25 protein-coding genes are annotated in these 26,296 nt (G+C 39.1%); 5 read left to right on the forward strand and 20 right to left on the reverse strand.

The annotated features are described in order from the left end of the window. Nucleotides 1–10: 10 nt before the first annotated feature. The 13 genes from HMPREF9447_RS19055 to HMPREF9447_RS27875 all read right to left on the reverse strand — a co-directional run bounded on the left by HMPREF9447_RS19055 (nt 11) and on the right by HMPREF9447_RS27875 (nt 13,089). On the reverse strand, nt 11–907 hold the full coding sequence (locus HMPREF9447_RS19055; RefSeq protein WP_009131412.1) for an NAD-dependent epimerase/dehydratase family protein: 897 nt from the start codon (nt 905–907) through the stop codon (nt 11–13). Between the two features lie 202 nt (nt 908–1,109). Next, the gene (gene gmd / locus HMPREF9447_RS19060; RefSeq protein ID WP_009131413.1) at nt 1,110–2,186 is read right to left on the reverse strand and encodes a GDP-mannose 4,6-dehydratase; all 1,077 of its coding nucleotides are present in this window, start codon (nt 2,184–2,186) and stop codon (nt 1,110–1,112) included. Beyond that, nucleotides 2,183–2,941, reverse strand: coding sequence for a glycosyltransferase family 2 protein (locus tag HMPREF9447_RS19065; RefSeq protein ID WP_009131414.1), 759 nt, complete (start codon nt 2,939–2,941; stop codon nt 2,183–2,185). Before HMPREF9447_RS19065 ends, gmd begins: the two co-directional genes overlap by 4 nt. A gap of 13 nt (nt 2,942–2,954) precedes the next feature. Next, nucleotides 2,955–4,169, reverse strand: coding sequence for a glycosyltransferase (locus tag HMPREF9447_RS19070; protein ID WP_009131415.1), 1,215 nt, complete (start codon nt 4,167–4,169; stop codon nt 2,955–2,957). A gap of 2 nt (nt 4,170–4,171) precedes the next feature. Then, complete coding sequence (locus tag HMPREF9447_RS19075; RefSeq protein WP_044138391.1) at nt 4,172–5,011, reverse strand: glycosyltransferase; 840 nt, start codon at nt 5,009–5,011, stop codon at nt 4,172–4,174. A 247-nt stretch (nt 5,012–5,258) separates the two neighbouring features. Then, nucleotides 5,259–6,386, reverse strand: coding sequence for a glycosyltransferase family 4 protein (locus HMPREF9447_RS19080; RefSeq protein ID WP_009131417.1), 1,128 nt, complete (start codon nt 6,384–6,386; stop codon nt 5,259–5,261). Between the two features lie 11 nt (nt 6,387–6,397). Beyond that, nucleotides 6,398–7,762, reverse strand: a complete 1,365-nt coding sequence (locus tag HMPREF9447_RS19085; RefSeq protein ID WP_009131418.1) for an O-antigen polymerase — start codon at nt 7,760–7,762, stop codon at nt 6,398–6,400. 273 nt (nt 7,763–8,035) lie between these two features. Beyond that, complete coding sequence (gene tnpC / locus HMPREF9447_RS19090) at nt 8,036–9,817, reverse strand: IS66 family transposase (protein ID WP_009131420.1); 1,782 nt, start codon at nt 9,815–9,817, stop codon at nt 8,036–8,038. Nucleotides 9,818–9,904: 87 nt separating this feature from the next. Then, nucleotides 9,905–10,249, reverse strand: a complete 345-nt coding sequence (tnpB, locus tag HMPREF9447_RS19095; protein WP_009131421.1) for an IS66 family insertion sequence element accessory protein TnpB — start codon at nt 10,247–10,249, stop codon at nt 9,905–9,907. A gap of 1 nt (nt 10,250) precedes the next feature. Beyond that, on the reverse strand, nt 10,251–10,619 hold the full coding sequence (locus HMPREF9447_RS19100; RefSeq protein ID WP_009131422.1) for a hypothetical protein: 369 nt from the start codon (nt 10,617–10,619) through the stop codon (nt 10,251–10,253). A gap of 19 nt (nt 10,620–10,638) precedes the next feature. After that, entirely contained in the window at nt 10,639–11,517 is an 879-nt protein-coding gene (locus tag HMPREF9447_RS19105) for a glycosyltransferase family 2 protein (RefSeq protein ID WP_009131423.1), read from the reverse strand. Between the two features lie 100 nt (nt 11,518–11,617). Beyond that, a complete protein-coding gene (locus tag HMPREF9447_RS19110) occupies nt 11,618–12,784 on the reverse strand; it encodes a polysaccharide pyruvyl transferase family protein (RefSeq protein WP_009131424.1) in 1,167 nt (388 codons plus the stop codon). A 155-nt stretch (nt 12,785–12,939) separates the two neighbouring features. Next, on the reverse strand, nt 12,940–13,089 hold the full coding sequence (locus tag HMPREF9447_RS27875) for a helix-turn-helix domain-containing protein (RefSeq protein ID WP_007664324.1): 150 nt from the start codon (nt 13,087–13,089) through the stop codon (nt 12,940–12,942). Nucleotides 13,090–13,209: 120 nt separating this feature from the next. On the opposite strand from HMPREF9447_RS27875, the gene HMPREF9447_RS19115 reads away from it, so the two are divergent. Together HMPREF9447_RS19115 and HMPREF9447_RS19120 are read left to right on the forward strand one after the other, a co-directional pair. Then, nucleotides 13,210–14,259: a hypothetical protein gene (locus HMPREF9447_RS19115; protein ID WP_009131426.1), complete on the forward strand. Its 1,050-nt coding sequence runs from the start codon at nt 13,210–13,212 to the stop codon at nt 14,257–14,259. A 55-nt stretch (nt 14,260–14,314) separates the two neighbouring features. Further along, nucleotides 14,315–16,348: a bifunctional DNA primase/helicase gene (locus tag HMPREF9447_RS19120; RefSeq protein WP_009131427.1), complete on the forward strand. Its 2,034-nt coding sequence runs from the start codon at nt 14,315–14,317 to the stop codon at nt 16,346–16,348. A 113-nt stretch (nt 16,349–16,461) separates the two neighbouring features. Here HMPREF9447_RS19120 and HMPREF9447_RS19125 read toward each other — a convergent pair whose 3' ends face one another. Then, on the reverse strand, nt 16,462–16,719 hold the full coding sequence (locus tag HMPREF9447_RS19125) for a DUF4248 domain-containing protein (RefSeq protein WP_009131428.1): 258 nt from the start codon (nt 16,717–16,719) through the stop codon (nt 16,462–16,464). 207 nt (nt 16,720–16,926) lie between these two features. On the opposite strand from HMPREF9447_RS19125, the gene HMPREF9447_RS19130 reads away from it, so the two are divergent. From HMPREF9447_RS19130 to HMPREF9447_RS19135, 3 genes are read left to right on the forward strand one after another with little or no spacing between them, the layout of a single operon-like run. Then, nucleotides 16,927–17,460 (forward strand): HU family DNA-binding protein, encoded by a 534-nt coding sequence (locus HMPREF9447_RS19130; protein ID WP_009131429.1) that lies wholly within the window; start codon nt 16,927–16,929, stop codon nt 17,458–17,460. A gap of 37 nt (nt 17,461–17,497) precedes the next feature. Continuing rightward, entirely contained in the window at nt 17,498–17,602 is a 105-nt protein-coding gene (locus HMPREF9447_RS28540; protein ID WP_009131430.1) for a smalltalk protein, read from the forward strand. A gap of 4 nt (nt 17,603–17,606) precedes the next feature. Further along, complete coding sequence (locus HMPREF9447_RS19135) at nt 17,607–18,050, forward strand: N-acetylmuramoyl-L-alanine amidase (RefSeq protein ID WP_009131431.1); 444 nt, start codon at nt 17,607–17,609, stop codon at nt 18,048–18,050. 110 nt (nt 18,051–18,160) lie between these two features. Here the strand turns inward: HMPREF9447_RS19135 and HMPREF9447_RS19140 are convergent, their stop codons facing one another. The 6 genes from HMPREF9447_RS19140 to HMPREF9447_RS19165 all read right to left on the reverse strand — a co-directional run bounded on the left by HMPREF9447_RS19140 (nt 18,161) and on the right by HMPREF9447_RS19165 (nt 26,289). Next, a complete protein-coding gene (locus tag HMPREF9447_RS19140; RefSeq protein ID WP_009131432.1) occupies nt 18,161–19,084 on the reverse strand; it encodes a hypothetical protein in 924 nt (307 codons plus the stop codon). A gap of 19 nt (nt 19,085–19,103) precedes the next feature. Next, nucleotides 19,104–20,546, reverse strand: a complete 1,443-nt coding sequence (locus tag HMPREF9447_RS19145; RefSeq protein WP_009131433.1) for an MBOAT family O-acyltransferase — start codon at nt 20,544–20,546, stop codon at nt 19,104–19,106. A gap of 129 nt (nt 20,547–20,675) precedes the next feature. Further along, entirely contained in the window at nt 20,676–22,418 is a 1,743-nt protein-coding gene (locus HMPREF9447_RS19150; RefSeq protein ID WP_009131434.1) for a thiamine pyrophosphate-binding protein, read from the reverse strand. A 15-nt stretch (nt 22,419–22,433) separates the two neighbouring features. After that, a complete protein-coding gene (locus tag HMPREF9447_RS19155) occupies nt 22,434–23,291 on the reverse strand; it encodes an SDR family NAD(P)-dependent oxidoreductase (protein ID WP_052315214.1) in 858 nt (285 codons plus the stop codon). 68 nt (nt 23,292–23,359) lie between these two features. After that, nucleotides 23,360–24,706, reverse strand: a complete 1,347-nt coding sequence (locus HMPREF9447_RS19160) for a hypothetical protein (protein WP_009131436.1) — start codon at nt 24,704–24,706, stop codon at nt 23,360–23,362. A gap of 47 nt (nt 24,707–24,753) precedes the next feature. Continuing rightward, the gene (locus tag HMPREF9447_RS19165; RefSeq protein WP_009131437.1) at nt 24,754–26,289 is read right to left on the reverse strand and encodes an oligosaccharide flippase family protein; all 1,536 of its coding nucleotides are present in this window, start codon (nt 26,287–26,289) and stop codon (nt 24,754–24,756) included. Between the last annotated feature and the right edge of the window lie 7 nt (nt 26,290–26,296).

Here is a 26,296-nt window from a genome sequence, read left to right on the forward strand (position 1 = left end):
AAGCATATACTCATTCTATCTTGAAGTTTTCTAATACATTTGTTGGCTTCCACCCTAATTCACGCATTGCCTTCTCATTACTAAAAGTTAGCGACTTGGTTATTTTATTAAGTTTCAATGAGTTTAATGGCGCTTTCTTACCCAAGCAGTCCCCTATCAAAGCCATACCTTTTGCCAGCCAATAAGGAATTGATAAAGGCAGCGACTTATTCATCTGATTACAAATCAATGTTTCCAACTCTCTGAATGTTGGCTGATAGCTATCACATACATTATAGATACCTCCTTTTCTAGCCAGCAATGGAATCAGATGCGCAATATCTTGCACCATCAGTACACTTTTCCGAGCTCTACCATCTGCAATACTAAAATACCTTCCTCTACGAATCCCTGTTATCATTGCTCCCAAATTGCCCGGAGGATTAAGACCAGCTATCAAGGAAGGGCGAATTATCCCCAGTACAACATTGTGTTTCCGACACCAATTCTGCAAATATTCTTCTGCTAAACGTTTACTCATAGCATAAGGAGTAGTTCCATTTAGTGGATACTCTTCCGCTATGTCTACTCCATAGTCACAACCATATACTGCTACTGTGGAAACAAAGATAAAAGTTCTCGGTACTCCGACTTTCTCCAATGCAGTACAAAGATTCTTTGTTCCTTGCAGATTTACATCAAAAAACGCCTGTCGTTCAGCGTTCGTTTTAGGAATAGAATGGGCTTTTCCGGCGGCATGTAATACAATATCATAATGTTCGAGTAGTGCCGGAACCTCTCTAGCAATGTTTACGGTATAATTATCTTGTTGGGTTAAGCCAACAGTTATTACATCATATATTTTCTCTAAAAGAGGACGTACATTGTTGCCCAAGAACCCGGAGGCTCCTGTAAATAAAAGATTCATAAAGAAAAGAATAAAAAAAGGAATAGATTACTTCAACAAAAAAGAAGCATTTACAGGTCGCATTCGCGTGTCCCCTAAAGATAAGATTTCTTGCTCCTTTATCATATAATATTATAGTAAGTTACAACACACCCATGCACTTCTAGTATTTCTGCATTACACGGAAAGGGTTAGGATTTATTTCGATAAGCTATTATTAATGTTATATTTTCGCTTTCATATACAGTTTCTTCACGAATCGTATATCATGTTCCACCATTATCTTCACAAGTTCAGAAAAACTGGTTTTCGTTGGCTTCCAACCAAGCAAAGTCTTAGCTTTGGTTGGATCCCCCAACAACTGTTCAACTTCACAAGGGCGGAAATATTTTGGATCAACTTCAACCATCACTTTTCCGGTTTTCACATCAATACCCTTTTCATTCACTCCTTTACCTTCCCAATGTAGGTTGATACCTACCTCCCTGAAAGCAAGTGTAGCAAATTCACGAACGGTATGCATTTCACCTGTAGCTATCACAAAATCTTCCGGAACGTCATGTTGCAAGATAAGCCACATGCATTCCACGTAATCTCTGGCATATCCCCAATCGCGGCGTGCGTCCAAATTACCCAAATACAGTTTGTCCTGAAATCCCTGTGCAATACGAGCAGTAGCAAGAGTTATCTTACGGGTTACAAAAGTCTCTCCCCGGCGTTCACTTTCATGATTAAATAAAATACCATTTACTGCAAACATACCATAGCTCTCACGATAATTCTTGGTTATCCAAAAACCATATTGTTTTGCTACACCGTATGGACTACAAGGGTAAAAAGGTGTAGTCTCTTTCTGGGGGACTTCCTGAACCTTACCAAAAAGTTCCGAAGTAGAAGCTTGGTAAATCTTAGTTTTCCCCTCCAAACCAAGAATACGAACAGCTTCAAGCATACGAAGAGTTCCAACCGCATCAGCTTCAGCCGTATATTCAGGAACGTCGAAAGAGACTTTTACATGACTTTGAGCAGCTAGATTATAAATCTCATCTGGTTGTATCTGCTGGATTATCCGGATCAACGAACTACTATCCGTCATATCTCCATAATGTAGATTGACCAAGCGCTGTTGTTTCATATCACGTACCCACTCATCTAAGTATAGATGTTCAATACGCCCTGTATTAAATGAAGAAGAACGACGAAGGACACCGTGAACCTCATAACCCTTTTCTATTAAAAACTCGGCAAGAAATGAACCGTCCTGCCCCGTAATACCTGTAATTAGTGCTACTTTCTTCATAACCAATAAAAAAACTGTTTTAACTTAGGTAACAAACGATACAAAGGATATAAAAAACTAACCTTTACACCATTTTTCTTAAATGCTCTTATACATTCAATATTACCTTTTTTTATATTTGTAAGATTTTTACTTGTAGTGCCACCTAACCTCATTTTAACCAATGGTTCAGGAAGATACACCAATTCTATGTGTTCTTTCTCTATCAAACGAAGCATTAATTCAAAATCGGCAGCAAATTTAAAATCTAAATCAAATACTCCATACTTCTGATAAACTTCACGTTTCACATAGAAAGTAGGATGTGCCGGGTGCCAACCATATTTAAAAGAACGTTGCTTTCCTGAAACCCAATGACGTATAATCTTTGAGGTATCAGTCTGTGCTACATAATAAAGATCTGCATACACAGCTTCAGCCTGCCTATTATCCTTGAAAGCTTTCATCACTTTTTCTATCGCAGTCGGTTCCGCCAATAAATCATCCGAATTAATAATACCTATCACATCACCAGTAGCCATTCGGAAACCTTTATTCATCGCATCATACAGTCCATTGTCTTTTTCACTGACCCAATGCATTCTTTCTCCAAATAGAGATTCATATTCCCTTATGATATCTACAGTTCCATCATTCGACATACCATCAACAAGAATGTATTCCATATCAAAATAAGTCTGTTGAAAAACAGAACAAATCGTATCACGAAGCGTCTTGCTACTATTAAAAGTAACAGTTATAAGAGATATTTTCATTTGATAAAACAGATCACGACTCTCTTAAAAGTCGATTATACAAAGATAAATATTCTTCATATCTATCATATTGGCTATAATTATTCAGAATATGCTCTCTACAACAAGAATAATATTTCATCTTTCCTACCTCCCTTACATATTTTATAATATTAATAACCTTGTGGATATCATGAGGGGGTACAACAAAACCGGTTTGTTCGGTCACAACTTCCGGACATGCTGTAACATCATATACTATTACCGGGGTTCCACAAGCCATACTTTCAATTGTTGTTAAACCAAAAGTCTCTTCTGTGGAAAAATTAATAAATATATCTGCCAAGGAATATAATTCAATCATTTCTTGAATATTCTCTGTTTTCTGTATTCCAATTATATTTTTCGGTAGATTCAATATTTGTTTTTTACTTAATCCTACCAATATAATAACCTCATCTTCGGACAAATGAGCGGATAACTTTATAAAATCATCAAAACCTTTACGTCGATCCCACACAGTAGCTACTCCTAAAATGACAAACTTTCTATTTAATTGATACTTATCTTGTGCATTTGCAGCAAGAACCGGAGTAAAAGAATAAATATCTACTCCATTATGAATTACCTGCATAGGGTAATTTAAAAAAAACGATTGACTAACCTCATTTGCCAACCAATTTGAAACTGGTACAATTGTCAAATTAGCAACAGAAGTAAAACAATACTTTTTAAGCTGATAGTTCTTTGCTGACAAGTCAAAAAAAGCAGCCGGATAATCATTTAAATTAGGGCAATTATAACAACCTGTTTTCCATTTAGAACACGAAGCATTAGAATAATAAGCACAATGCCCTGTATATGTCCAACAATCATGAAGCGTCCATACTACAGGAGTCGTCACTGAGTGCAGATAATCAAAAAGAATTTTATAATTTATATAATATCCATGAATGTTATGTAAATGAATTATATCAGGCTTTATATCTCTTATCTTTTTTATTAGTTTGTTAGTTACTCTTTTAGATGCCAAACCATGCATATCAAAAACTCTCGATAACAAATAATGTATACAGACATCATACAGGTTTCCCACTTTATATAATTCAGATTTACTGGTATTAGCCCAGCGTCCATATACAGTATAGCATTTCCACCCCTTCAAACTTGCCATTTCTACAATACCTTCAACAATTCGTCCAGTTGAACCGGAGTTTGCTACTACATTGATAGATAAAAGTGTAGGCATATTCAAATTATATCAGCTAAGTTTCCAAATCTTCCTTTACAAAAATCAAGAAATCCACGATAGGCCCAGATCAGCTTCTTTTTCTTTTGTTGTTCTAGCAGGATAATCTTCACTAATATTTTTACTAATTGAAAAACGCACTGCAAATTCTTGTATACAGATATAACATAGCAACCATTTCGAAAGAAGTAATAATACCGAATAAGTGATGAATCCGAATATCTATATTTAATACCTAAAAAATGACCAACTCGTAGAATCCCTGGATTATGTTTTAAAACGACTGAAGGTATTTGCAAATAATCATAGCCAAACCTATGCGCTCTCAAGCAATATTCATAATCCACATAATCAATAAATAATTTTTCCAAATAAGGGCCCAATTTATAATAATTGGCAACTTGAACTAAATTTCCTGATTGCCAGATAAATCTATTTCTAATAGTTCTATTAGATATACTCTTATCATAAACAGAATATACTGGGGCCAAAAAAATAAGCTTTTCAACAGATACAGAATCTAAATATTGATAAAATCCTGTTAAACGTGAAATGAAACAACTATCTTGATCCATTGTTAATACCCAATTGCAACCTAAGCTAAGCGCATATTGAAACCCATAATTCAAAGCAATTGCGACACCATGATTACCATTCATGTCTTTATACAATATATTATTCATATCGCTTCTTTCTTTAAGTTCCTTCTTTATATCAGGCTTTGTTGAATTATCAAGAATAAGCACATGTTCAACATCTTCATAATAAGTTTGTATATTACTCAACAATGTCTCTATAGCAGGATTATAAACAACTACTATAGCAAGCACTTTCATTTTCATAAATATTTATACTATTTTTGATTAAACAAATTAATATTGTTTAAATTTTACCCAACATTCTTTTGAAGATTATTTTTGAGGATATTTTTGTCTTTATTCGTCAAATAGACTGCTATACTCCTCATAAAAACAAAAAGAGAAAACAAAATACGGGCTTCCGTGAATAACAATATTTTTTATAAAGACAAGAGTTTGTCAAAATTGGATGCCAACCATACATACAGATATCTGCAAATATTTTCTCACCCTATTGTATTACACTCTCAAACACCTCTTCCCACTTTGCCATTATAGTTTCTTGTGAGTATAACTTAGATTTTTGATAAGCTTTCGTACCCATTTGCTCACGTAGATCTTCACTTTCTATTAGCAACATTATTTTCCTAGCCAAATCATCAATATCGCCTTCACGAACTAAAAAGCCATCTACTCCATCCTCTATAATATCCTTAGGACCACATTTACAATCGTAAGAAACTACTGGAAGTCCACAAGACATAGCTTCTAAAAGAACCATGGGAAGTCCTTCATAACGAGATGAAAGAACAAATATTGAACTGTTTAAATATTCCCGCTGTATGTCCGAAGTAGGCTCATGTATCTCTATTACTTTCTCTAAATTACTTTCTATAATGCAATTATTTACATAATCACGTTTTTCCCCCGAACCAAAGATTTTTAAAACCCAAAAGGGATGATACTGAGTCACTATTCTCCAAGCATCAACAAGCCGTTCATAACCTTTCTGATAAGATAATCTTCCTACAGCAATAACGGTATGAGATTTTAAACTTGCACATTTTAATGGATAATGACTTATGAAATTAGGGATAACAACTAAATTAGAGTTAGAAATCCAATATTCCTTATCTTCATAAGTAAGACATACAAATTTATCATATTTATTTACAAGTTTCAAATCCTTTCTTGATCTATACTTATCCGCTAAACTCCAAAGCCCCTTTCTACCAAATTGTATTCGAAAAAATCTTGAAAAATGAATTTCTGCAATTTTTTTACTACCATCTTTTATACTAGGCAAAAAAGTTGCTTCGTTACCAAATGTGGAAATAACAATATCAGCTTTATTAGTCTTTAAATAAGCAGCTAATCTCTTTCTATGAATAGCCCTTTTTATCAAAAATGAAAACATTTTATAAAAAAAACCTCTATCATTATCATTTGCATAATTAATGCGCAAATCAAAAAGACTAATATCAGGATGAATTTCAAAAAAAGGTTCACGTCCTTTCTGCTCAACTGTTACAATGGAAACATCATGACCAATCTTGGCCAAATAATTAGCTTTATCAACAATAATTCGTTCCATTCCACCTGGAATGTAAGTTCCAGAAAGACAATAAATTATTTTCATTATATTTTATTTTAAATTGACTTATAAAAAGTTTGATTTTTTACATGTCCATAATTGCATATACTCCAGAACAACAACAACCAAATCAGATTTTTAAGACTATAAAAAAAAGAACCACGACACATAAAAATAGCTCCAGATAACAAAATATAATAAATAACGAAAGCGCTTTGACTACCCATCCTACTTTTCATTCTTGAAGAAGTTACAATTTTCCCCAAAAAATAGAATAAAAAAAGTACACCAATAAAACCAAATGAAAGATATATATCTCCTACTATATGTGTACCTAGTCCCAAAGGATTGCCTTCACCTAACACCCAATAACTAGTAAGAGACTCTGATCTCATATTGTATGCTGGAATATCAAATAAAAAGGATACAAATGATTGCAAAAAAGGTATAGGAGCTAATATATAAGACAAGGAAGAAATGCCATAGGTAATAGACTCATTATTTACATGATCATAAATGGCATACAAATTCCTATTACAAATAATAAAGTCTCTAGCATAATCGAATAATGCCAATTCATTATCAGATATACTAGACAATTCTCCACCACCTCGCCAATGTCCTATCAATGATAAAAATACAAAGGCAACAAAAAGAGTTACAAAAACTTTTTGAATTGACAGATGATATCGTAAACTATAATAACATAAATAAACAGACATTACACACAATGGTAATGTACGTGTGCCTGTACTAAGAAGTACCAATATAATGAAGAAAATAACTACGCTATTTTTAAATCCTTTCATAGTACAATCTACCAAACAACCAAAAAGAATAAGTGGTTGAAAAAATGTATAGGTGAAACGAAACAAAGCATTCGTATTCGCTTCCCCCTCACCAGAATATGTATCAGAAAAAAACTCAAGTCCTCCAGCAATCACAATTAGTACAAATAATATAATCTCCAAAGCAATTATTCTATCGTTCTGCTTTGTAGAAATCAAACATATAGGAATAGCTTTCTCTCCTATATTCATAACTATAAAATTCCTCGTATAACCTACGCTATAAACAGCATAAGCAACATTTGCTAATGCCGTAGCTCGCGTTATCACCTCACTACTAAATCCGCTATAGGCAAACATTGAATAATCAGGCATTATTGGATAAATGAAAACTGGATAAATGTAACTTACAAGAAAAAAGCTAATAGTAAACAAAACATTGAATCCAAGCGGCTCATTTTTTCGATCTTGAACATACAGCAAGAATGAATTAGCAACAAACAGTAAAAATAGAATAATACAATAGACTTGCGAATATTTCATAGGAGAGCCAAAGTACATCCCCAGAGAAATCAATAAAAAGAACAAGTGTAATCCACATTTCTTATTAATCAGACAAGATTCCTTATTCATAACCCGCAACTAATTCTTGCTAAATTTATGTTTTAAATCCGAAAATAACACATACAAGGAAAGTGCATGCAATTTAACAGCCCAATAATAAAGTTTCAAATGTAGAGGAACTTTATTGTTAAATAGAAAATTCTTTGAATCCAGCTCTGGGTAGATAGAATACCATATCATACGGGTATTTTTATCGTAACCATTCTATTTTCCGCCACGACAATTTTATCGGCTGTTTTTCAGCCGATAAAATAAAAATATCCGTAAGAAAATATTTTTGTTTTAACATTCCGATTGATAAAAACATGGCAGAAGGGCTTTTTTGTCGCAGTCCTTACCATGAAGAATACATTCAAACAAGTGCTTCAGGTAATCCTGAGGATCTATGTCATTAAGCTTACAGCTTTCTATCAGAGAAAAGATGAATGCCGAGTTTCCTGCTGCATCCTCACTGCCTATGTTCATACAGTTCTTGAGCAGCAGCTTTACAGGTTTCATCCTTTGCTCACAGAGGTTGTTCGATATTTCCGCCGCACCGTCCTTGAGGATATTTTTCAGGGATTTCCACTGGTTTATCGTATAGTTCACAGCCTTTCTCATCAGTTCGTTTGCCATGAGTTTAGTATCCTGCATCATCATGACCACCTTATGATGGATACGTTCAAGAATAGGTCTCGTAAGCTTAAGTCTTTTTTCCTTAATCTGCTCACCGCTGAGTTTCATTGTGCGGAACAAGTCTTCATTTCTGAACATATCACCGATAGGGTCTATTATATCCATCGCAGTTCTGTCTGATGGCAAGGCATCGACCCACAGCCTCCTGCAGTGTGTCCAGCATCCTATATGAAGCACCTTTGAGTCTTCTCCGTCGAACATCCTGTAAACCGTATATCCGTCTGTAGATACAGATCCCATAAAATGTTCAAGGAAGGTCTTTGCTACATCAGAGGCTCTGCTGCCGTTATTGTAATGATAGTAAACCAACTTGACATGCTTTGCAAAGAAAGCCCATAAATACTTTCTCCTGTAAGCCTTGCCTTCCGGTGTTTCAACTCCGACAAGCTCGGTCGTCTCGTCAACCATAAGGTATTTTGCCTGTTGTACAAACTCCTTGAAGACATCTTCCATAAACTCCCTAAGCCTGGAGATTCCGTTATGGATATAGCCGTTCAGCGTGGTATTGCTTATGTGGATGCCTTCTCTTGCAAGCAGTCTTATCTGTCTGTTCTCAGGCATACTGAAGTCATATTTCAGACAAAGCAGACGGGCAAGCAAATCAGGGGAAAAGATTCCTCCAAGGTTTTTCAAGGGATGCTCCATCGTGTTAGTGAAAGTGCCGTCTGCAAGCTTTACCCTTGCCACCTTGTACACATGCTCCACGTTATGAGCACGCACATGTTCTATAAACCTGTATTCCCACACATCAGCCATTCCGTTACGCTTCATAAGCCTTGCACCATCCGGGAGTTGGTAATAGTCTTCTATTTCATGAACAATTACCTTATCCACCTTTAGTCTGCTCTTTTCTGCACGGGGAGCAGTTTCCTTTTTCCTTGAAGGCCTGCAGTTCTGTGCAGGTACGTTACCGGAAGAGGTATTGCTGCCGGTACCGTTACCATCGGTCTTATTATCATCATCACCTTTCTTGCCAGAACCGTCGTACTCGGACTTCTCCATTGCAGACTTGTCAATGTTACGGTTGTTCAGCAGCCTTCTTTGCTCTGAGGTACGGCCGAAACGGTGTTTCCTGCTGCCCTCAAGCTGAAGCCTGAGATTGGATATCTCATTTGCCAGCATCATGTTCACCTCGTCTTTTGCCTCAAGCTGCTTTCTCATAAGTTCCATCTCTTTCCTGTAATGTTCAACCGTACTCGATTGCTTTTCGAGGGATTCTTTGAGGTCATTGATTGTATCAACCATAGCCTTGGAGTTCTCTTTGTTTGATTCTTCAATAGCCTTAAGCCTCGCAATCAGTTCGTTTACCTGTTTGCGAAGCCCTGCCTTTTCCTCATTCGCCAGACCCAGCTGGCAGCAAAGTAACTCGTATGCCCTTTCATCAATCATGATATAAAGGTACGAAAAATCAGGCAGTTACGCAAACTTTTTATCGTTTATTTTTGCATCATTTTGTTGATAATCAATGTATTAATATTAATCTTTCGGACTAACGTACATCTTGTCAACTACTATACTTTCAGTAAGATAGGCCATGTCCGACCATTGTATCCGGTAGCATTTGGAAACTTCATCAAACACAGGTTTCTTGAACTTTCCCATGACAGGACGTTTCTCGTAAAGCACATAAAAACCGCGTTCGTAATGAAGTATCTTAACGACCTTCCGGTTCCTGGACATGAACATATATACATTGGATGCATCGCTCGGGTCAAGTGACATCTCTTCCCTTATACTCTCACACAGACGGAAGATTCCTTTCCGCAAATCCACATTACCGTTAAACAGGTAATAGTTCAGGTTAGCACTCAGTCCAAGCATATCATCCTATCATTTTATTAAGCAACAGGCTCAAGTCAAGAACTGTGGTGTTTCTCAGGAACAGTGTGGCACCTGATGTCAATTGCAGTTTTACCCACTTAATCGGAGATTCACCTTCAGGTTGTTTCACCTCCAACTTTACGGTTGGACTGTTGCAAGGCTTGCCGGTTATCCGGACTTTGGCAACCTTGGGTTGCTCAACCTGAACTGTCTTGCCTAACTTTTCGCTCCATAGCTGATGACGCTGCCAGTTCATGAACTTGTCGTAATTTACTCCATAATCCGCACAGAACTCACGAAGATCCTTGGTCTCACTGCATAACTGATAGAGGTCATATACCTCCTGGTAGTTTACTTTTTCTTTTGCCATAATCATTGTTGTTTAAGGGTTACGGCGCAAAGGTAGGTTTAGGGAACATGCGTGTCAAGGCGGAAAATAGAATGGTTACATTTTTATCGCGTACTTGAGTTGAAAAATTTGCTCTACAATACAATTTCAAGATTAATAGAACATCTAAATTCTTTTCAAGTACATTTTCACGTTCAAAGAACTTCTCGACGATATTTATATTAGCACAGTGCTGTTCTTTTCTTAATAAATACTTATCAAGCCCAATCTCTTTTGTAATAGAGTTTAAGTTTACATAATAATAATACAATGGTTCACCAATATAAGCAAATCGCTGGGCATAATAGATTTGCTGAATCATTATCGCAAAATCCTCTCCATTATTAGCTGTCGGATAAATTATCTGATTGTTAGAAATAATACTCCTCCTCACTAATCCACCACATAAACTCCATAACATTCTACCGACAATTATCAACAGAACATTTTCCTTATTTAAAGTATCTAAATTGTTATGAATGTGCGAATAATTAACCCCATCAGTAGTGTAAAATTCACAAAATACAATATCACTATTGGTTTCAATCGCCCTTCTCCACATTTTATCATACATTTCCACATCTACCCAATCATCACCATCACAATGAATTATATAGTCACCAGTAGCCAGTTGCATTCCATGCTTTCGAGCGGCAGCCTGTCCACTATTTACCAATAGTTTTACAATTCGTGTCTGTTCTTTTCTTTGAGGATATTGTTCTAAAACTTCTTGTAAAATTCCTATTGAATTATCTTTTGTACAATCATCTACAAATATATACTCTATATCATCCAAGGTCTGTTCAAATAGACTTCGAGCACAACGAGAAATATACTTTTCCACACCATATACAGGTATTATCACACTAACTTTTGGCATATATAGATTTTTTTCTAATTTCAAATAATTTTCAGGTAAATTAGAAAGGATGTATTTTAATTCCCAATGTAAAGTACCTCACAGGATATGCTTATCACCGTTAGCGAGCCTCTTTCAAATGCCTCTCCATAAAACTAATAGACAGATATCTCCAATCATTCAAAATTTTATTTACCTCAGTATAATCTATAGGCTTTAAGTGCTCTTCTAACAAGTCATTAGTAGTAGAAATCAAGCGGTTTTCCAACCCCAAAACACTTAATAATGAAATAAATCTTGAAGATCCTCTCTTAGAATTCAAAATAGCTACAAACGGTTTATTAAAAATAATGGAGAACACGGTTCCATGAAAGGAATCAGTCACTACAAACTGAGCATCACGAAAACCTGCCACCCATCGGGATACAGACGGATAGGTACATTCCGATACATTACTTTCTACAACATTGGAAAAGTACTTTACAGCCCCATTCTCACAAGAAGTCAGATGTAAAGCCTCCCCTGCTCTTTGAATGATATCATTTTTCTCCTGTGTTCTGTCCAACACATAAGTAAGAAGTATATTTTCCGAACAAGGCTTATCCTCTTCTTCTATCAATTTCAAATAATCATCCTTACTTAAAAGCATTGTCGGATCTAAAACATGAACCGCATCCATCTTAAAATAATCTCGGCAAAGATGCACACCAGACTTTTCTCTAACAGAAACCGCATTAAATAATTTAATAGACTCAGACGCTATTTTCATATCCATTTTTGAATATTCATTCAAATCATCTGTACCAAATGACGCAGCATAAGCTATACGCTTCATATTCATAGCCTTTGTAAAAGATAAGAAATAGGTAGGTATATCACTCATTGTAGCCCTCCAAACCTGATCACTACCTACTACTATCGCATCAAACTGTCTCACTGCATCGATTACACTTTCATTACTTCTTGTTAATAAATCAATTGTATCAATATGAGTATTAACAAAACGCTCCGTATTAATAGCAATGCTCCTTTTAGCCTTACTTTCCTTATCAAATGAAACGAATAAATAACGATATGGATAATAACGATAATTCTTTAGAATACAGAATTGAACAGCATGATATAAAAAGCGTAAAGCCCTGTTCCACAAAGGCAGTTTTCGTACAACTCCAAGTCGATCTGTAACAACATCATGTCCCATTCCCTTCAATATTTGCTGTAAAGCGTAAGCTTGAAGCAATCCACCATAATTAGTATGCAAAGGTTGTGTAAGAATTAGTATCTTCATAAATATAAAAATAAAATATTCTACCTATATGTTTCTCTGCTACAGCTCAAAACAGCAACGCAGCAATTTCTTTCCACATCTCCCCGAACTCCTCTTCCGTAGCATACTCATGAAAAGCATTGAAGATGCGAACATAAAAACTCAGCTTAATATCTTTACCATCCCGAACTCTCGTAATAGGTGCGACGACTGATATGACAGTCCTCACAAAGCTGTTTGATACTTACTCCCAAATTAAGACGGAATTGGTTGATATACTCACCTAAATTCTCATGACCACATGATTCTTCTGTTTCTTCAAGCATGGCTCTCTATAAAATTTAATGTTAAAATTCGACAATTATATTATCAATCGTACCAACATGTTGGTACGATGCTTTTCCCCTTTCTACGTAACTTCACCGCAGATTAAAAAATAACAAGCAATGAAATCACTTAAAACAACCATTTCCATTACAGAACTGCAAAAGACAATCAAGATATGGAGAAGTCGTAAAATAACAGACTCCACTATACCCAAATTGCTCGATCTGTACTTCGGACTGACTGCTTACATGAATGACAAGCACATCTATCCGGTAGAGAACTTCTACGATATCAAGATGTCACTGAGATTTTCCACCACTCAATCGCTCATCGAAGCTGTAAAGGCAAGTCAATCTTTCAAGTTCATTGTGAACGAAGGGCAGAAACAAATAAAAGCCTTTTATTCTCCACTCTGTCATGAGGAGAATTCTAAATTAGAGACAAAAGAGGATAGCAAAACATCCCAATCATCACTAAATTTACCACAAGCTTTTGCGCAAACTCTTGCAGTGGATAATATATATAATATATATACTAAAGGGAACTCTTCTGACGAAGAGCTTTCGCCTGAAGGCGAAGCAACTTTAGAAGATAAATCTTCGAAGAAAGATATTATTACAGAAGAATCTTTGGCTGCTGCCAAAGAGTTTTTCCATCTCATCAACGGAAATTCAGCTCAGAAAGCGCAGGTTCTGACACCACTCATCAACTGGTTCCAAATGCATGAAGGACTTACCCGAAAGCACGCGTGCGAGAATCTGGTCTATCTGGTCAACGAATTGCTGATTCCCTATTTCGCAGGACAGGCACGGTTTATGAAATCAAAACATATCGGACGACTTTGCTGGTTGAGTAATCTGCTGAAGTCAGCGCACGGTCAACATTTACTGAATGATGCAGCACGAGGCAGCAGACAGAAGCGGGAACAAGTTGCCCTGGAAACGAAGAAGAATCAACGCGAAAATCATCCGGTCAATGAGTTTGAATGGACAGACCCGGAAACGGGAATGAGATTCTACGACGACAAGGATGAAGGATCGGTGAATATTCCTGCTGATGCGGAGGCAAGACCTTCCGAAAATGCGGTTTGGAATGTGCTGAGCAAGGAATGGGTTTTACCTACCACCTCCCCCTGCGGGGACTCCTCCTTCCAGAAGGAGGAGAATTGAGATAGTTCTGCTTATAAAATCTACATAAATCATAATTTATAAATCAAAAATCATAATGAAACCATTTTATTATCTTTCTGACTTCCCCGAACGTAAGAACGCGGGACAGAATTTCGTTGCCGAATGTCCCAAATGCGGGAAAAAACATCTTTCAATTTCTAAAAAAACCGGAGCCTTCCACTGCTTCTACGCCGGATGTGACTTCAACGGAAAGCTGAAGGACTTCTGGGAAGAACGGCCGTACAGCGATTCATCATTTACCGGCAACACCGGCGGAAACTATACAGGAACAAGCAAAGTTACCCGCTACGCCGGTAAAAGAAATGATGCAGCATGCAGCAACTCAACAATCAACGGAAAAAACACATCGGAAGTACCCATGATTCCCGAAGATTATAAAAAGCTCTCACCCGAAGTATTTTCCCAAATTAAATCCTTGACCAATGATCCGGAAACGAATGATCAGGATCAGTTGGCAGCAAGACGGTACCTCGCAGACCAAGGCATTTCGTTGGAAAAAGCAATCGAAGCTCATATCGGATGTCTGACACACCGCTGCTATGGCAAGGACGATGAGAAAAAAGCCACCGGAACCCAGTATCACTGCATCGCATACGTAAACTATGTGAACGGACAACCTGTAAATGCCAAATATCGTTCGTGTGATCCGTCGACTGTTAAGACAACAAGCGACGGAAACGCAATCGGTACAGAAAATCCCGTCTGTTATACCAAGTTCTGGAGCCAGGACTCACCAACCACACCTTGCGCACCTTATAATATCGACTGTATCAATCCTCTACGGGTATCCGAAGAGCATATTCCACGACTGATTGTCACCGAGGGCGAAAAAGATGTACTTACTCTGCTAGAAACCGGTTACCCCTATGCTATCAGTGTCCCCAACGGGGCTGCCAGCGATTTAGCCAAAACCTTCGAAGCCTTCGAACCTTGGCTGGATCAGGTTCGTGACATCGTGATTTGTGGAGACCGGGACTTGCCCGGACGTACGCTTATCAAACACCTTACCGACTATTTCGGAGCCCGCGGCCTGCTCACCACTCTGCCAGGCGACTGCAAGGACATATCCGATGTACTTGCTACCTATGGCAGCAATGTGGTGCGCGAAATCATCGAATCGGCAGAGGCGCAACACACCTCAGACATCATCACCGTAAGCGAACGGACTAACGAAATTCTAGACGCCCTGCATGGAGAATACGACCACGGCTACGACGTGGGATACGGACCATTGACGGATCACATTTTTCATCCCACCGATCAAGGCGGACTGATAATCACCACCGGGAAGCCCAACAGCGGAAAGACCGATTTCCTGAACGACCTCACCTGCCGGTTGATGGCCAAAACCGGACGTTACGTCTGCTATCTATCTTTTGAAGTGCCTGATAAGAACAAGCATATCGCCCATCTCATCCAGTTGATGTTGGGCAAAGTAAACACAGCCAATTACACCCGCGAGCAGTTACAACCCATAGTCAGTTTCCTGAACACGCACATGGTGCACCTCGACCTGCACGAAGTCTCTCCTACCCCGACCAATATCATTGCACGGGCAGACAGAGTGCGACGGACAGCTCCTCTGAAATATCTGATTATCGACCCGTACCTCTTCATGGAAATGGAAACGGGACGCTACAGCACCGAAACGCAAGCCATAAAAGCCATGCTGACACAAATGCAGGCATGGGGACGCAACAACAACATTTGGGTAATCATCGTGGCACATCCGCGCAGCCTGAAAAAGCAGAACGGAAAAAACGAACTGGAAGACATAGATATGTACACCATTTCGGGAAGTGCCAACTGGGCCAACCTTGCCGATTTTATTTTCTCCATCTCCCGAATCAAGGAACAGGACCGGAGTTACACCCGACTTGATATGCTGAAAGTTCGCGACCAAGACCTGTGCCAGACGGGAAGCGTACTGTATGTCCGTCAGGCTTGCGGGCGCTACGATGAACGCGAATCAGAAGAGCAGATCGTGGCGGAAACGCAAGGCAAAATCATGGCTAAAGACCAGAATCCCTGGCTGGAACAGCTTAAAGAAGTTGAGAGTGGAGAGTAAAGGTACTTGCATTTGCGGCTGCGAAGCCCGATGCTTGCGGCTCCGTCAGCCAACACTTGCACAAGTGAGCGGCAACAAAGCCGCAAGCATAAAACTCTAAACTCCCAACTTATTCAAGGTCTTCCCAAATACTCAAAAATCAGGCAGACTTGTTTAGATGTAAAAATCTGCTGGGTTGGTCGATAACCGGTTGCCAGCAAAGCGGAATACAATACCGCATTAAAACGTATCCAGCGAGACAAACGGTTGAGCGCGGAACGCTCTCCTATTTCGGGTGCATAAGCACGCGCCAATTCACTCTTGGAGTAAGGGCGCACCGACCATTCTTCAATAGCAACATCCAATTCCTGATCACTCACATTTTTCTTCATTTTCCGATAACTATTTAGATTCTTTATATGCTATAAAAGTACTAAAAAGTCATCAGATATCACTCATACTGAAGCAGGTTTATCACCTCTCAATGTCACTCATTTTCACACCTGTCAGACGTCGTATCTTTGACTTGTCGGAAAGAAGGGGAAGCCCTTCCCTGACAAAAGTCCAATTTTTAATTATTAACTTTTAATTCATCGCTTATGCCACTGAATTACAGTATTGCAATGCTCAAGAATCCTCAAAAGCAGGATGAAGAGCCCAAGGCTTATGCCAAGTCACAAATCACCGGAGAACTGACTCTAAAAGAGTTGGGACAGCAGGTAGCAAGCCAGACCACCGTTAGTAGAGCGGACGTTGCCGCCGTAATCATCTCCACTGTGGAAAATATGATTGGAGGCCTGAGAGCCGGCAAACAGGTGGACTTCGGAGACCTGGGAAAATTCCGGTTACAAATCAACAGTCGTGCGGCAGACACGGCCGAAAAATTCACGGCTGCCAATATCACCGGAGTAAATATCCAATTTGTTCCCGGAGAGGACCTGAAGGACATCTTTGCCGGAATGAGTTTCTCACCCGTACCTACACGTGCAGCAACGCGTGCATTGCTCAAAGCCCAGAAGGCGGGGCAGACCACTGTAGATATTTCCGGTTCTTCAAATTCAGGTGGAAAACCTGATGGTGGTGGTGGCGACACTGGCGGTGAAGGAGGACTCGAAGACGATCCGCTGGGATAACATATCACTTATAACTAATCACTAAATTACAATTCGTATGGAAAAAAAATCAAAATCAACCTGGAGTGTTATCATCAAAGTTGTAATTGCCGTGGCATCTGCTTTGGCAGGAGTGCTGGGACTCAATGCCTGCATGGTATAACGACATGAAAGCAGGCAGTTTTTATCAGAACTATCGGGAGGTACGCCTCCTGATAGTTCATTGTTCAGCGACACGCTGTGACAGAATTTTTTCTGTAGAAGCTCTTCGCCGTTGTCATCAGACAAGAGGTTTTGCAAGCATCGGTTATCACTTCTATATCACGCGTGACGGTGAAGTACATATCTGTCGTCCGGTTCATCAAATCGGTGCGCACGCTACAGGATGGAATGATAAAAGCATCGGTATCTGTTACGAAGGCGGACTCAATGAGGAAGGACAACCGGCTGATACAAGGACGTATGCACAGAAATGCTCGTTGCTTGATCTACTACGACAATTGAAAACAGACTATCCGAAGGCAAAAATACTGGGGCATTATCAGCTCAGCAAATCGGTTCATAAGGCGTGTCCGTGCTTTGATGCGAAAACAACATACAGTGATTTATAAAACGTAAAAACGCATATTTTATTATATAGGTAGGGCTGTCTTAGTGCAATTCTACCTATATTTATTTACTAAGTTAAGCTATCATTTTCCAATCTTAATTAACATAGTAATCAACGCTGCAAACACTCTGTAGCAATGATACGCGTGAATTTATTAGCTCCAACAATAGAAAGGTGGCAGGAATTAAAAAAATCCTCTTCCACAAAACGATCATCATTGATGTAATTATAGTATTCCAACATTGGATTCACTGATTTCATGGAATCTATGCAATCTTGCATTTCTTTTAATCCTTTGGGAGTTGTTAACTCCAGATATGTTTTATAACAAGGAGTGGAAACCACTATTAGTGTCACATGAGTATCTTTGCAAACCTTAGCTATTCTTTTCATACACGATAAATTCTCAGCTAAGGCAAGGTCAGCATTCGAATTCTTATAATCAACTTCAAAAGGTAATTTTTCTGTTTGCCAAGTCAAATTGCGCTTTGCTATATCCAAACCTTCAAAACCTAATGTATCGCAAATTCCACTTGCAAAAAAGTTTTTCGAAGAAGAGAACATCCTTCGCCCATAATTCAATTTTGAATGAAGCAGTTCCGACCAATAAATGCCCGAAATGTCGTAAGGGATATTCATATACTTCTCATACATACATTTATAAGAAGATGCATAGTCTACATCTTTACGATGAATGCATGGATAACGATAGCTTGAATATTGAAAATTATATCCTAAAGGCCATATTACGTATTGAAGATTCTTCAGTTGAGGAATGTAACGTTCTGCCAAAACCGCATCATAGTAAGTAGTCCTGCCTTGATTTGACATATTGAAGGCTCCAATATCTAAAAGTTTAGGATTTATGCCGTTTGCGACATGAGAATGGCCTAAAATAAGTAATTGTATATCTTCGCTATGTTGTTCTACATATTGTTTTTTGTAGGAGTATTCATTCAGAACAGTCAATAAATACAGTTCTATCCCCGCACAGACTAACAAGAGGAGTAACGTAAACAGCGCCCCTCGCTTCATAAATTGCTTCATTATTTAGTTAGAATTGAAAATAAATAAAATCAGTTTGGCCACCTGCAAAAAGGAGAATAAATAGTATAATCGTAAAATAGATTATCCATCTCACTGGAGTATAAAGTAATATTCCCTTCCCAGTAATCTGCAATGCGTGTTGCTTGTCACGTTGAAACCACTCTACGATGACAAGAAGTACTATATAAAGCAAGGCTGACTTTCCCCATCGTATGGAAATATCCAGTAGTGATGATGAACACATTCTACCAAGATAATCCCATGCCTGACCTATATTCTCTGCCCGAAAAATAATCCAACCAATCAATGCAAGCAAGAAAGTGAAAAGCATCTGACCAAACTCTTTCACAGAAGGCAAGAATCGTCCGGCAGCTACACTGTTTGTATATTTCCGGTTCTTTCCCCAAAGCATAAGTGGGAAGAAAAGCAGTGCATGATAAGCTCCCCAAGTAATAAACGTCCAGTTTGCACCATGCCAAAACCCACTGACAAGGAAAATAATTAGTGTATTTCTCATTACTTTCCAACGTACACAACGACTACCACCAAGAGGTATGTAAATGTAATCACGAAACCAGGTAGTCAGTGAGATATGCCAACGACGCCAAAACTCTGCAATGTCACGTGAGAAATAAGGAAAATTGAAATTACGCATCAGATTGATGCCAAACAGACGCGCCGTGCCAATAGCAATATCCGAATAACCGGAGAAGTCACCATAAATCTGAAATGTAAAAAATAATCCACCCAACAGTAGTGTGAATCCGGATTTATTGGAATAGTCTCCCCAAATCACATTGGCAGCTTCGGCACAATTGTCCGCCACTACTATTTTCTTGAAGAATCCCCAAAGCATTTGCCGACAGCCATCTACGGCTTGTGCATAGTCGAATGTGCGCGACTTGTAGAACTGTGGCAACAGGTTTGTGGCACGTTCAATCGGTCCAGCCACCAACTGCGGAAAGAAGCTGATATAAGCAAAAAAGGAAATAATATCCTTACAAACCGGTAGTTTCTTTTGATAAACATCAATGCTGTAGCTCAATGCCTGAAATGTATAGAAACTGATACCCACGGGTAAAAGGATATCTAACGTCACCCAATCCACTTGCCAACCTATATTGCGGAACAGAACAGCAAAATTTTCCGCAAAAAAGTTGTAGTATTTGAATACACCAAGAATAGAAAGATTTAGTATGATGTTGGTACCACTGACAGCTTTCTGAATCTTTCGTCGTCCTTCATACTGAACAATGAGCCGCCCACTGATATAACTAAAAAACGTGGTAAGGGCGATAAGTATCAAAAAACGCCAATCCCACCAACCATAGAACACGTAACTGGCAATTACCAGAAAAAGGTTCTGCCACTTCAATCGTTTAAATACAAACCAATAGAACAAGAAGACTATCGGTAAAAAGAACAAAAACTCAAAAGAATTAAATAACATCTTTCTTTAGATTGAACTATTATTTATAATCATGCATAAATCACTTATAAGTAGCAAAAGGCACATTTTACGAGCAAACATTAAGAATAACTACACCACGTAAAACCTCAAACCATGCTGCCCGTTCTTTCACTTTCCTAGCATTTTCTTGATAACTTCTTTTCCTCTTTCGCCCACTATACTTTTCACCGTATTCTTCAACACTCCTGTGGCCGATACATTCAGGTTATTTATTATTCTTATAGCCTCACTCTCATTCTCATTATCAGTGAACACCTCAAACAACATCGGATGTTCCGTCACATCAGGGGTAAGGAAACGCTCAAGATTCTTCAAATACTCTTCCTTGCTATCAGCCGATAAATATTCATATCCCAAATCCTCGGCATAATGCTTTACCAAACAGTGAGACTTATTACCATAGTGCCCCCCTGCCGCTATAAATTTGTCTGCTTCTTCTCCAAAAGCCGAGCCAGAATGTATGTAATTACGAAATTCTGTGCCTTTACCATTATTCACCAATAGTATACGAATATTTCGACCTACATGCCGGTTACCAACCACATTCATGTCATAGAAGAAAGCAAGATCACCTGCTACACAGAAATACAACTTATCAGGATGCGCCAATGAAGCCCCTATGAACGAAGATATATAACCGTCAATGCCGAATCCTCCTGTATTGGCATAGCCATACACCGTATCAGGAATATCAAAATAATTCCATGTACGCAATGTATTAAGAATGCCGAGAAAAAGTACACTGTTTTCTGGAATTCGACACGCTGTCTGCTGAGCAATCCAAACATTAGAAAAAGGAAGTGTATCAGGAACTTTTGCCCATGTAGCCTTCAACTCATTCATGCAAGTATCCAGATATGTGTGATGTACAGTGGACGGATTATTGACATAATGTTCGAAAAATGTCTGTTCTTTCATTTCGAACACACAGGTCAGTTTATGATAAGTATCCCGTAACTCTCCATCCGGATTGACACGCCAAACAACCTTGGGACGCATAGCGATATATCCTCCGGAGATTTCACCTATATGTACCAACAAATCAATATCAATCAAACTGCAATAAGCTTTTTCCTGAGAAGAAAGAATAGAAATAGGTACACGATATTTGCCCTTATATCCACTTGTATGATCACAGAACACCACCGCATCGTATGTTCCGCAAAATGCATCAAGTGCAACAGTTTCAGCCTCTGTAAATTTTTGGTGAGAACCAATGAAAACGGCAATCCGACCTTCGAACAATTCAGGGTATTCATCACTTGCACAGATGCGCTTAATCATGTGTGCCTTTGGTAATTCTCTCACCGAATAATCACAGCTATAAGTTGTTTCTAAATTTAAATGAACAGGTCCTCCTCCACGGTGATGAAGTTCCAGTAAAGCACGATTTATTTTCACCGTATTACTCCATTCATCCCTATCGTTACAAGTAGCAGGAATATATTCACTTAGTAATGCTACATCATTTTGCATTTGACGGCGATCAATAACTTGGGCGATGTGATGACCTATCCGGGTGATATCTTGCGTACTGGTCACAGCTAACACAGGCAATTTGCGGTAATAAGCCTCTGTGAGTCCCGGCAAATAGTTACGAGAAGCTGTTGCACCCGTACAACTTAACACAACTGGTTCGCCCGATTCTGCTGCCAAGCCGCAGGCAATATATGCAGCACTACGTTCATCTACGGATGAATAAAGTTCAAAATAACTATCCTGCTGAAGACTTGCAACAAACGTTATGTTTGTTGCTCCTGGAGAAAGCACGCATTTTTTTATACCGTGCTGTTTCAGCAAAGAAATAAGTATTTGTATGCTGCGTTCATTGCTATAATATTTTCCGTCCATATACTACATTGGATTTTAAAATGAATAATCTACGTCATCGAACGTCACGACTCCTGCTCCACCAGTCATATAAACGATGTCACCAACAATAGTACGTCCCATATCGCTCACCAACACGACTGCCATATTGGCTATTTCGCACGGCATAGCAAAACGTCCGGAAGAAATTCGGGAACGAGCGATATTATCCGTATCATCGCCCAGCAGCATCGACGTAGCAGTCGGCCCCGGAGCTATACCATTGACCACTATCCCGTATGGAGCAAGGGACTTCGCTAAACCAAGAGTCAATCCTCGTACTCCCCACTTGCTTAAGGCGTAAGCCGAAGTAGCTGGTCGCAAACTTGATGATGATGCTATGTTCAATATATTGCCACGTATGTTGTTGTCCTTCATGTAGCGTGCCACTTCTCGACTGAGGTAGAAAACACCTTTAAGATTGGTATCGAGTACAATGTCATAGCACTGTTCCTCTGAGTCGGCACCGAGTACTCCGGCATTATTCACGAGTATATCGATTTTACCCAATGCCTGCGTTATTCGTCGCAAATTCTCATGCAACTGTGTAACCTTGGAATTGTCCATCTCAAAGCCTAAGATTCGACACTCGTCCACACCACATACCTGCCGTAACTTCGTAACGGCTTCAGTGGCACTCATAGCACGACGGCTCGTTATGGCCACTGAAGCACCAGCCTTCAGGAAAGCTTCGGCAATGGCAAAACCAATGCCGCTTGTCCCCCCTGTCACCAATGCAAAGCGTCCTCTCAACAATTCGTTCGGAGCTAATTCCGTAATATTAGCCACAGTCATTGGAGCAAATAAGTTCATCATTCGCCTAATGTTTCTCTTCAGAAAAGTCTTCACGGCCATATTTATTGTCTATGGATATAGAATATTTATTGTACAACTGTAACCCCACATAAACTCATTGAACAGTTTCACATGTGCCCTTTCCCTGTAACTTTCAGGAGTACAACCTTCACATAATGCGGATATCTGTGAAGTTTGAGAATTCTCGGCACATTGCTAACGAACCGAGCCCTCTTGGAATATCTCTTATACCCTACCTTCTTGAGCCAGTGCAGTAACTTATCACAGCATGGATAAATTGTAGAATCATCGATTGAATCCACAATGTCCCAAAGCCAACACAAGTTCCGATCATGATAGCAATAGGAACGTACAAGGCGCGAAAAGTTCTTTTCATTGAAGTTTGCAAACCCCCAATCCACAGGGTTTTCGCCCGCACACAGTATATTAAGCTGCGTCCTCACGCACTTGGTACATACACAGCACTGCTCAGTGCTGTCAGCGAAGCAAGTCCATAGCCTTGTCTTTTTACCACGTGCAATGCACCACTCCAAGATATTCTTCACCTTTCGGGAACGACGCGTATAAAGCCCATCCTGCTCCCCGAAAAAGACGCCAGCGAACCTAATGGAATCCGACAATTCCGGATTCGCGCCATCCAAATTACTAGCGAGATTATCCTCCAACTGCTCAAATGCAGAACCCAATATCAGGTTACTTATGCCCATGGCATAAGCGAAAGGTGCAGCAGAAAGAATATTATTCAAGTATTTTATGCCAAACCATCCATCAAAAAGAAATGCCTCGCTGTTGAGATTAAAGGAATTCTTCAAGTCGTACTGTATCCTCGCATCATCGAAAATATTCACAAGGAAATTGTTTGTGATCAAAAGCCAATCACTTTCTGAAATGGCGGAAAACTCACGTATAAGCTGTGACTTGGCATTAAGAAAATCCCACCCTGAATTTTCTTTTTTAGTCTTTTCCACGCTCTCTATACTTGGCACACTCACAAGAACACTTCTCTTTCCAAGATTGTCTATCCCCGCATGTAGTGCATCAACACCTCCCGAAAAAAAGACAATATTGTCGAAACGGCTTTCGGGCATTTTATTCTCTACGACGGTTTTAGCCGTCACTTTGCCACGCCATTCTTCTTTGAAAGGACCATAAATTTTAGAATAAGCGGCATAAATTGTGGAAAGGTCATCGTAAAGCGTCTTGTCTATTGAAGGCACGACAAGTTTCACACCATAAAACCATGTCACAGGTATCAGGTAAAGTGTAACGGGTATTGCCAGTATTGATTCAGGAAGACCTTCCGGAGAGAAGCCGAAGCTTTCCGCATTATAATATTTCACCCACGCCTCAACCTTCTCATTTTTTAAGAGGTGTAATCCCGTATGGTCATGTATTTCGTACTTGATAATGTCATCCACTGCGACAATTTTCGTAATTTCAATTGTTTTAGTCATAATCTGTTTCTCCTAATATATTTTATTTTTTATCGTAAATGACGATATCAAATCTTACTACAAACTTTTTCCTTCAGGAGTTTTTTCACATAAAGCCGCTCCCTCTTCGCCATACCGATCACGAATACAGCCACGCAAGTAAAAGTCGCTATCGCCAGAGTTCTCACGACAAAAATACCCAAAGACGGAGTATCCTTTCCGGGCAAGACATAAACGAAAAGTGCAGAAACAAGGAATACTAACAATGACGGCAATAAGCACTCCCTAAAAAAGCGGGCGATGGGAAAAGAATATTTCGAACGCGAGTGCAAAAGCAGTGCCACAAGCACGAAAAACTTAAATATGATATTGAGCACGAAAACCGATTCGACAGCCATACCAATCTTCAAGCAGATATACGAAGAGATGAAATTCCCCAAATAGATAAAGGTCAGTGCTATCTCGAAAGATTTAATTTTCCCCTGTGCCAAAACGCCTGTAGTAAGTGGACTTACGAAACATTCAATAAGCGAATACAAAAGAATAAGCACGATGAAGCTTGTCGTGTGAGCAGGGACATCAACGAGCCATAACCTCAGTACATAATTAATGCCGGCACAAAGTGGAAGAAGGATTATCAACAAGATGCAAAAACCGTACTTCTCACTCCGGATTATAAGGGAGTGCATAGAATTCAAATCTCCGGCTGCACAGTTCTTAGTGATTTGTGGGTTAGATGCAATCATGAAATTGGAAACGAAACTATACACGGCGGCATTCACTTGCATCGCAATTCCCTGCGCAGCATTCACAGCCGGTCCGCCGAACAGGTTTAAAAGTACGCTACTTCCTTGCTCTTTCAAAACAACAACACCATTGCCTAAAAATGCCCAACCGGAAAATGCAAACATCTTGGAAAGCAGTTTCTTGTCGAATCCTCGCACAAAACGGCACTCTTCAAAATTGCGTTTGCAATAAATAGTATAAACACTACGAACAATCAAAGAAACCACTACCATACAAAAAGCATAAAGCATTAATTTGTCTGATGATGTAATCATGAGCAAATAAGCCACTAACAACTTTAAAACGACCTCCAGAATACTGATATAAGCAAATGCCTTCATCTGCTCACGGGCAATAATCAATGCATTGTAAGGGACACTGAGTAAATTGATAAAGAAACTCAACGTGGAGAATAATAGCACGTAGAGTGCAACGTCCAAGCGCTCGGAAGGTATCACCATCTTATTCTCAACAAACCATACTCCAAACGTGGCTATCAACAAAGAAATAATTAGCCCTATAACAACCTGTATGACAAGCGAAGAGGAGAAAATCCGTTGCAAACGGAAAGTAGTGACATCCGGCTGCCCCATCTCATAAGTTATAAAACGGCTGATGGCTACAGATAAGGCACCGGATAAGATACTAAACATGGCCACGAATCCACCTACCACATTGTAAATACCATAATCCTCTTCGCCCAATGCAGCAAGTATTACACGAACCGTGTACAAACCTACCGCCATTACCAACAATTGCCGGATGTAAAGAAAAAAGGTATTCTTTGCTATGCGCTTGTTGTTATCGGATACAGACATTCAGCAT

Origin of the sequence: Bacteroides oleiciplenus YIT 12058, from assembly GCF_000315485.1 — a bacterium.
Lineage (GTDB): Bacteria > Bacteroidota > Bacteroidia > Bacteroidales > Bacteroidaceae > Bacteroides > Bacteroides oleiciplenus.

What these genes read in the sequence shown, in the direction of transcription:
- HMPREF9447_RS19075 (WP_044138391.1), bottom strand. Translation starts at nt 5,011, where the DNA reads ATGAAAATGAAAGTGCTTGCTATAGTAGTTGTTTATAATCCTGCTATA.
- HMPREF9447_RS19110 (WP_009131424.1), bottom strand. Translation starts at nt 12,784, where the DNA reads ATGAAGATACTAATTCTTACACAACCTTTGCATACTAATTATGGTGGA.
- HMPREF9447_RS28540 (WP_009131430.1), top strand. Translation starts at nt 17,498, where the DNA reads ATGGAAAAAAAATCAAAATCAACCTGGAGTGTTATCATCAAAGTTGTA.
- tnpC (WP_009131420.1), bottom strand. Translation starts at nt 9,817, where the DNA reads ATGATTGATGAAAGGGCATACGAGTTACTTTGCTGCCAGCTGGGTCTG.
- HMPREF9447_RS19140 (WP_009131432.1), bottom strand. Translation starts at nt 19,084, where the DNA reads ATGAAGCGAGGGGCGCTGTTTACGTTACTCCTCTTGTTAGTCTGTGCG.
- HMPREF9447_RS19135 (WP_009131431.1), top strand. Translation starts at nt 17,607, where the DNA reads ATGAAAGCAGGCAGTTTTTATCAGAACTATCGGGAGGTACGCCTCCTG.
- HMPREF9447_RS19145 (WP_009131433.1), bottom strand. Translation starts at nt 20,546, where the DNA reads ATGTTATTTAATTCTTTTGAGTTTTTGTTCTTTTTACCGATAGTCTTC.
- HMPREF9447_RS27875 (WP_007664324.1), bottom strand. Translation starts at nt 13,089, where the DNA reads ATGCTTGAAGAAACAGAAGAATCATGTGGTCATGAGAATTTAGGTGAG.
- HMPREF9447_RS19105 (WP_009131423.1), bottom strand. Translation starts at nt 11,517, where the DNA reads ATGCCAAAAGTTAGTGTGATAATACCTGTATATGGTGTGGAAAAGTAT.
- HMPREF9447_RS19085 (WP_009131418.1), bottom strand. Translation starts at nt 7,762, where the DNA reads ATGAATAAGGAATCTTGTCTGATTAATAAGAAATGTGGATTACACTTG.
- HMPREF9447_RS19065 (WP_009131414.1), bottom strand. Translation starts at nt 2,941, where the DNA reads ATGAAAATATCTCTTATAACTGTTACTTTTAATAGTAGCAAGACGCTT.
- HMPREF9447_RS19120 (WP_009131427.1), top strand. Translation starts at nt 14,315, where the DNA reads ATGAAACCATTTTATTATCTTTCTGACTTCCCCGAACGTAAGAACGCG.
- HMPREF9447_RS19070 (WP_009131415.1), bottom strand. Translation starts at nt 4,169, where the DNA reads ATGCCTACACTTTTATCTATCAATGTAGTAGCAAACTCCGGTTCAACT.
- HMPREF9447_RS19100 (WP_009131422.1), bottom strand. Translation starts at nt 10,619, where the DNA reads ATGGCAAAAGAAAAAGTAAACTACCAGGAGGTATATGACCTCTATCAG.
- HMPREF9447_RS19125 (WP_009131428.1), bottom strand. Translation starts at nt 16,719, where the DNA reads ATGAAGAAAAATGTGAGTGATCAGGAATTGGATGTTGCTATTGAAGAA.
- HMPREF9447_RS19150 (WP_009131434.1), bottom strand. Translation starts at nt 22,418, where the DNA reads ATGGACGGAAAATATTATAGCAATGAACGCAGCATACAAATACTTATT.
- HMPREF9447_RS19130 (WP_009131429.1), top strand. Translation starts at nt 16,927, where the DNA reads ATGCCACTGAATTACAGTATTGCAATGCTCAAGAATCCTCAAAAGCAG.
- HMPREF9447_RS19055 (WP_009131412.1), bottom strand. Translation starts at nt 907, where the DNA reads ATGAATCTTTTATTTACAGGAGCCTCCGGGTTCTTGGGCAACAATGTA.
- gmd (WP_009131413.1), bottom strand. Translation starts at nt 2,186, where the DNA reads ATGAAGAAAGTAGCACTAATTACAGGTATTACGGGGCAGGACGGTTCA.
- HMPREF9447_RS19080 (WP_009131417.1), bottom strand. Translation starts at nt 6,386, where the DNA reads ATGAAAATAATTTATTGTCTTTCTGGAACTTACATTCCAGGTGGAATG.
- tnpB (WP_009131421.1), bottom strand. Translation starts at nt 10,249, where the DNA reads ATGCTTGGACTGAGTGCTAACCTGAACTATTACCTGTTTAACGGTAAT.
- HMPREF9447_RS19165 (WP_009131437.1), bottom strand. Translation starts at nt 26,289, where the DNA reads ATGTCTGTATCCGATAACAACAAGCGCATAGCAAAGAATACCTTTTTT.
- HMPREF9447_RS19155 (WP_052315214.1), bottom strand. Translation starts at nt 23,291, where the DNA reads ATGGCCGTGAAGACTTTTCTGAAGAGAAACATTAGGCGAATGATGAAC.
- HMPREF9447_RS19115 (WP_009131426.1), top strand. Translation starts at nt 13,210, where the DNA reads ATGAAATCACTTAAAACAACCATTTCCATTACAGAACTGCAAAAGACA.
- HMPREF9447_RS19160 (WP_009131436.1), bottom strand. Translation starts at nt 24,706, where the DNA reads ATGACTAAAACAATTGAAATTACGAAAATTGTCGCAGTGGATGACATT.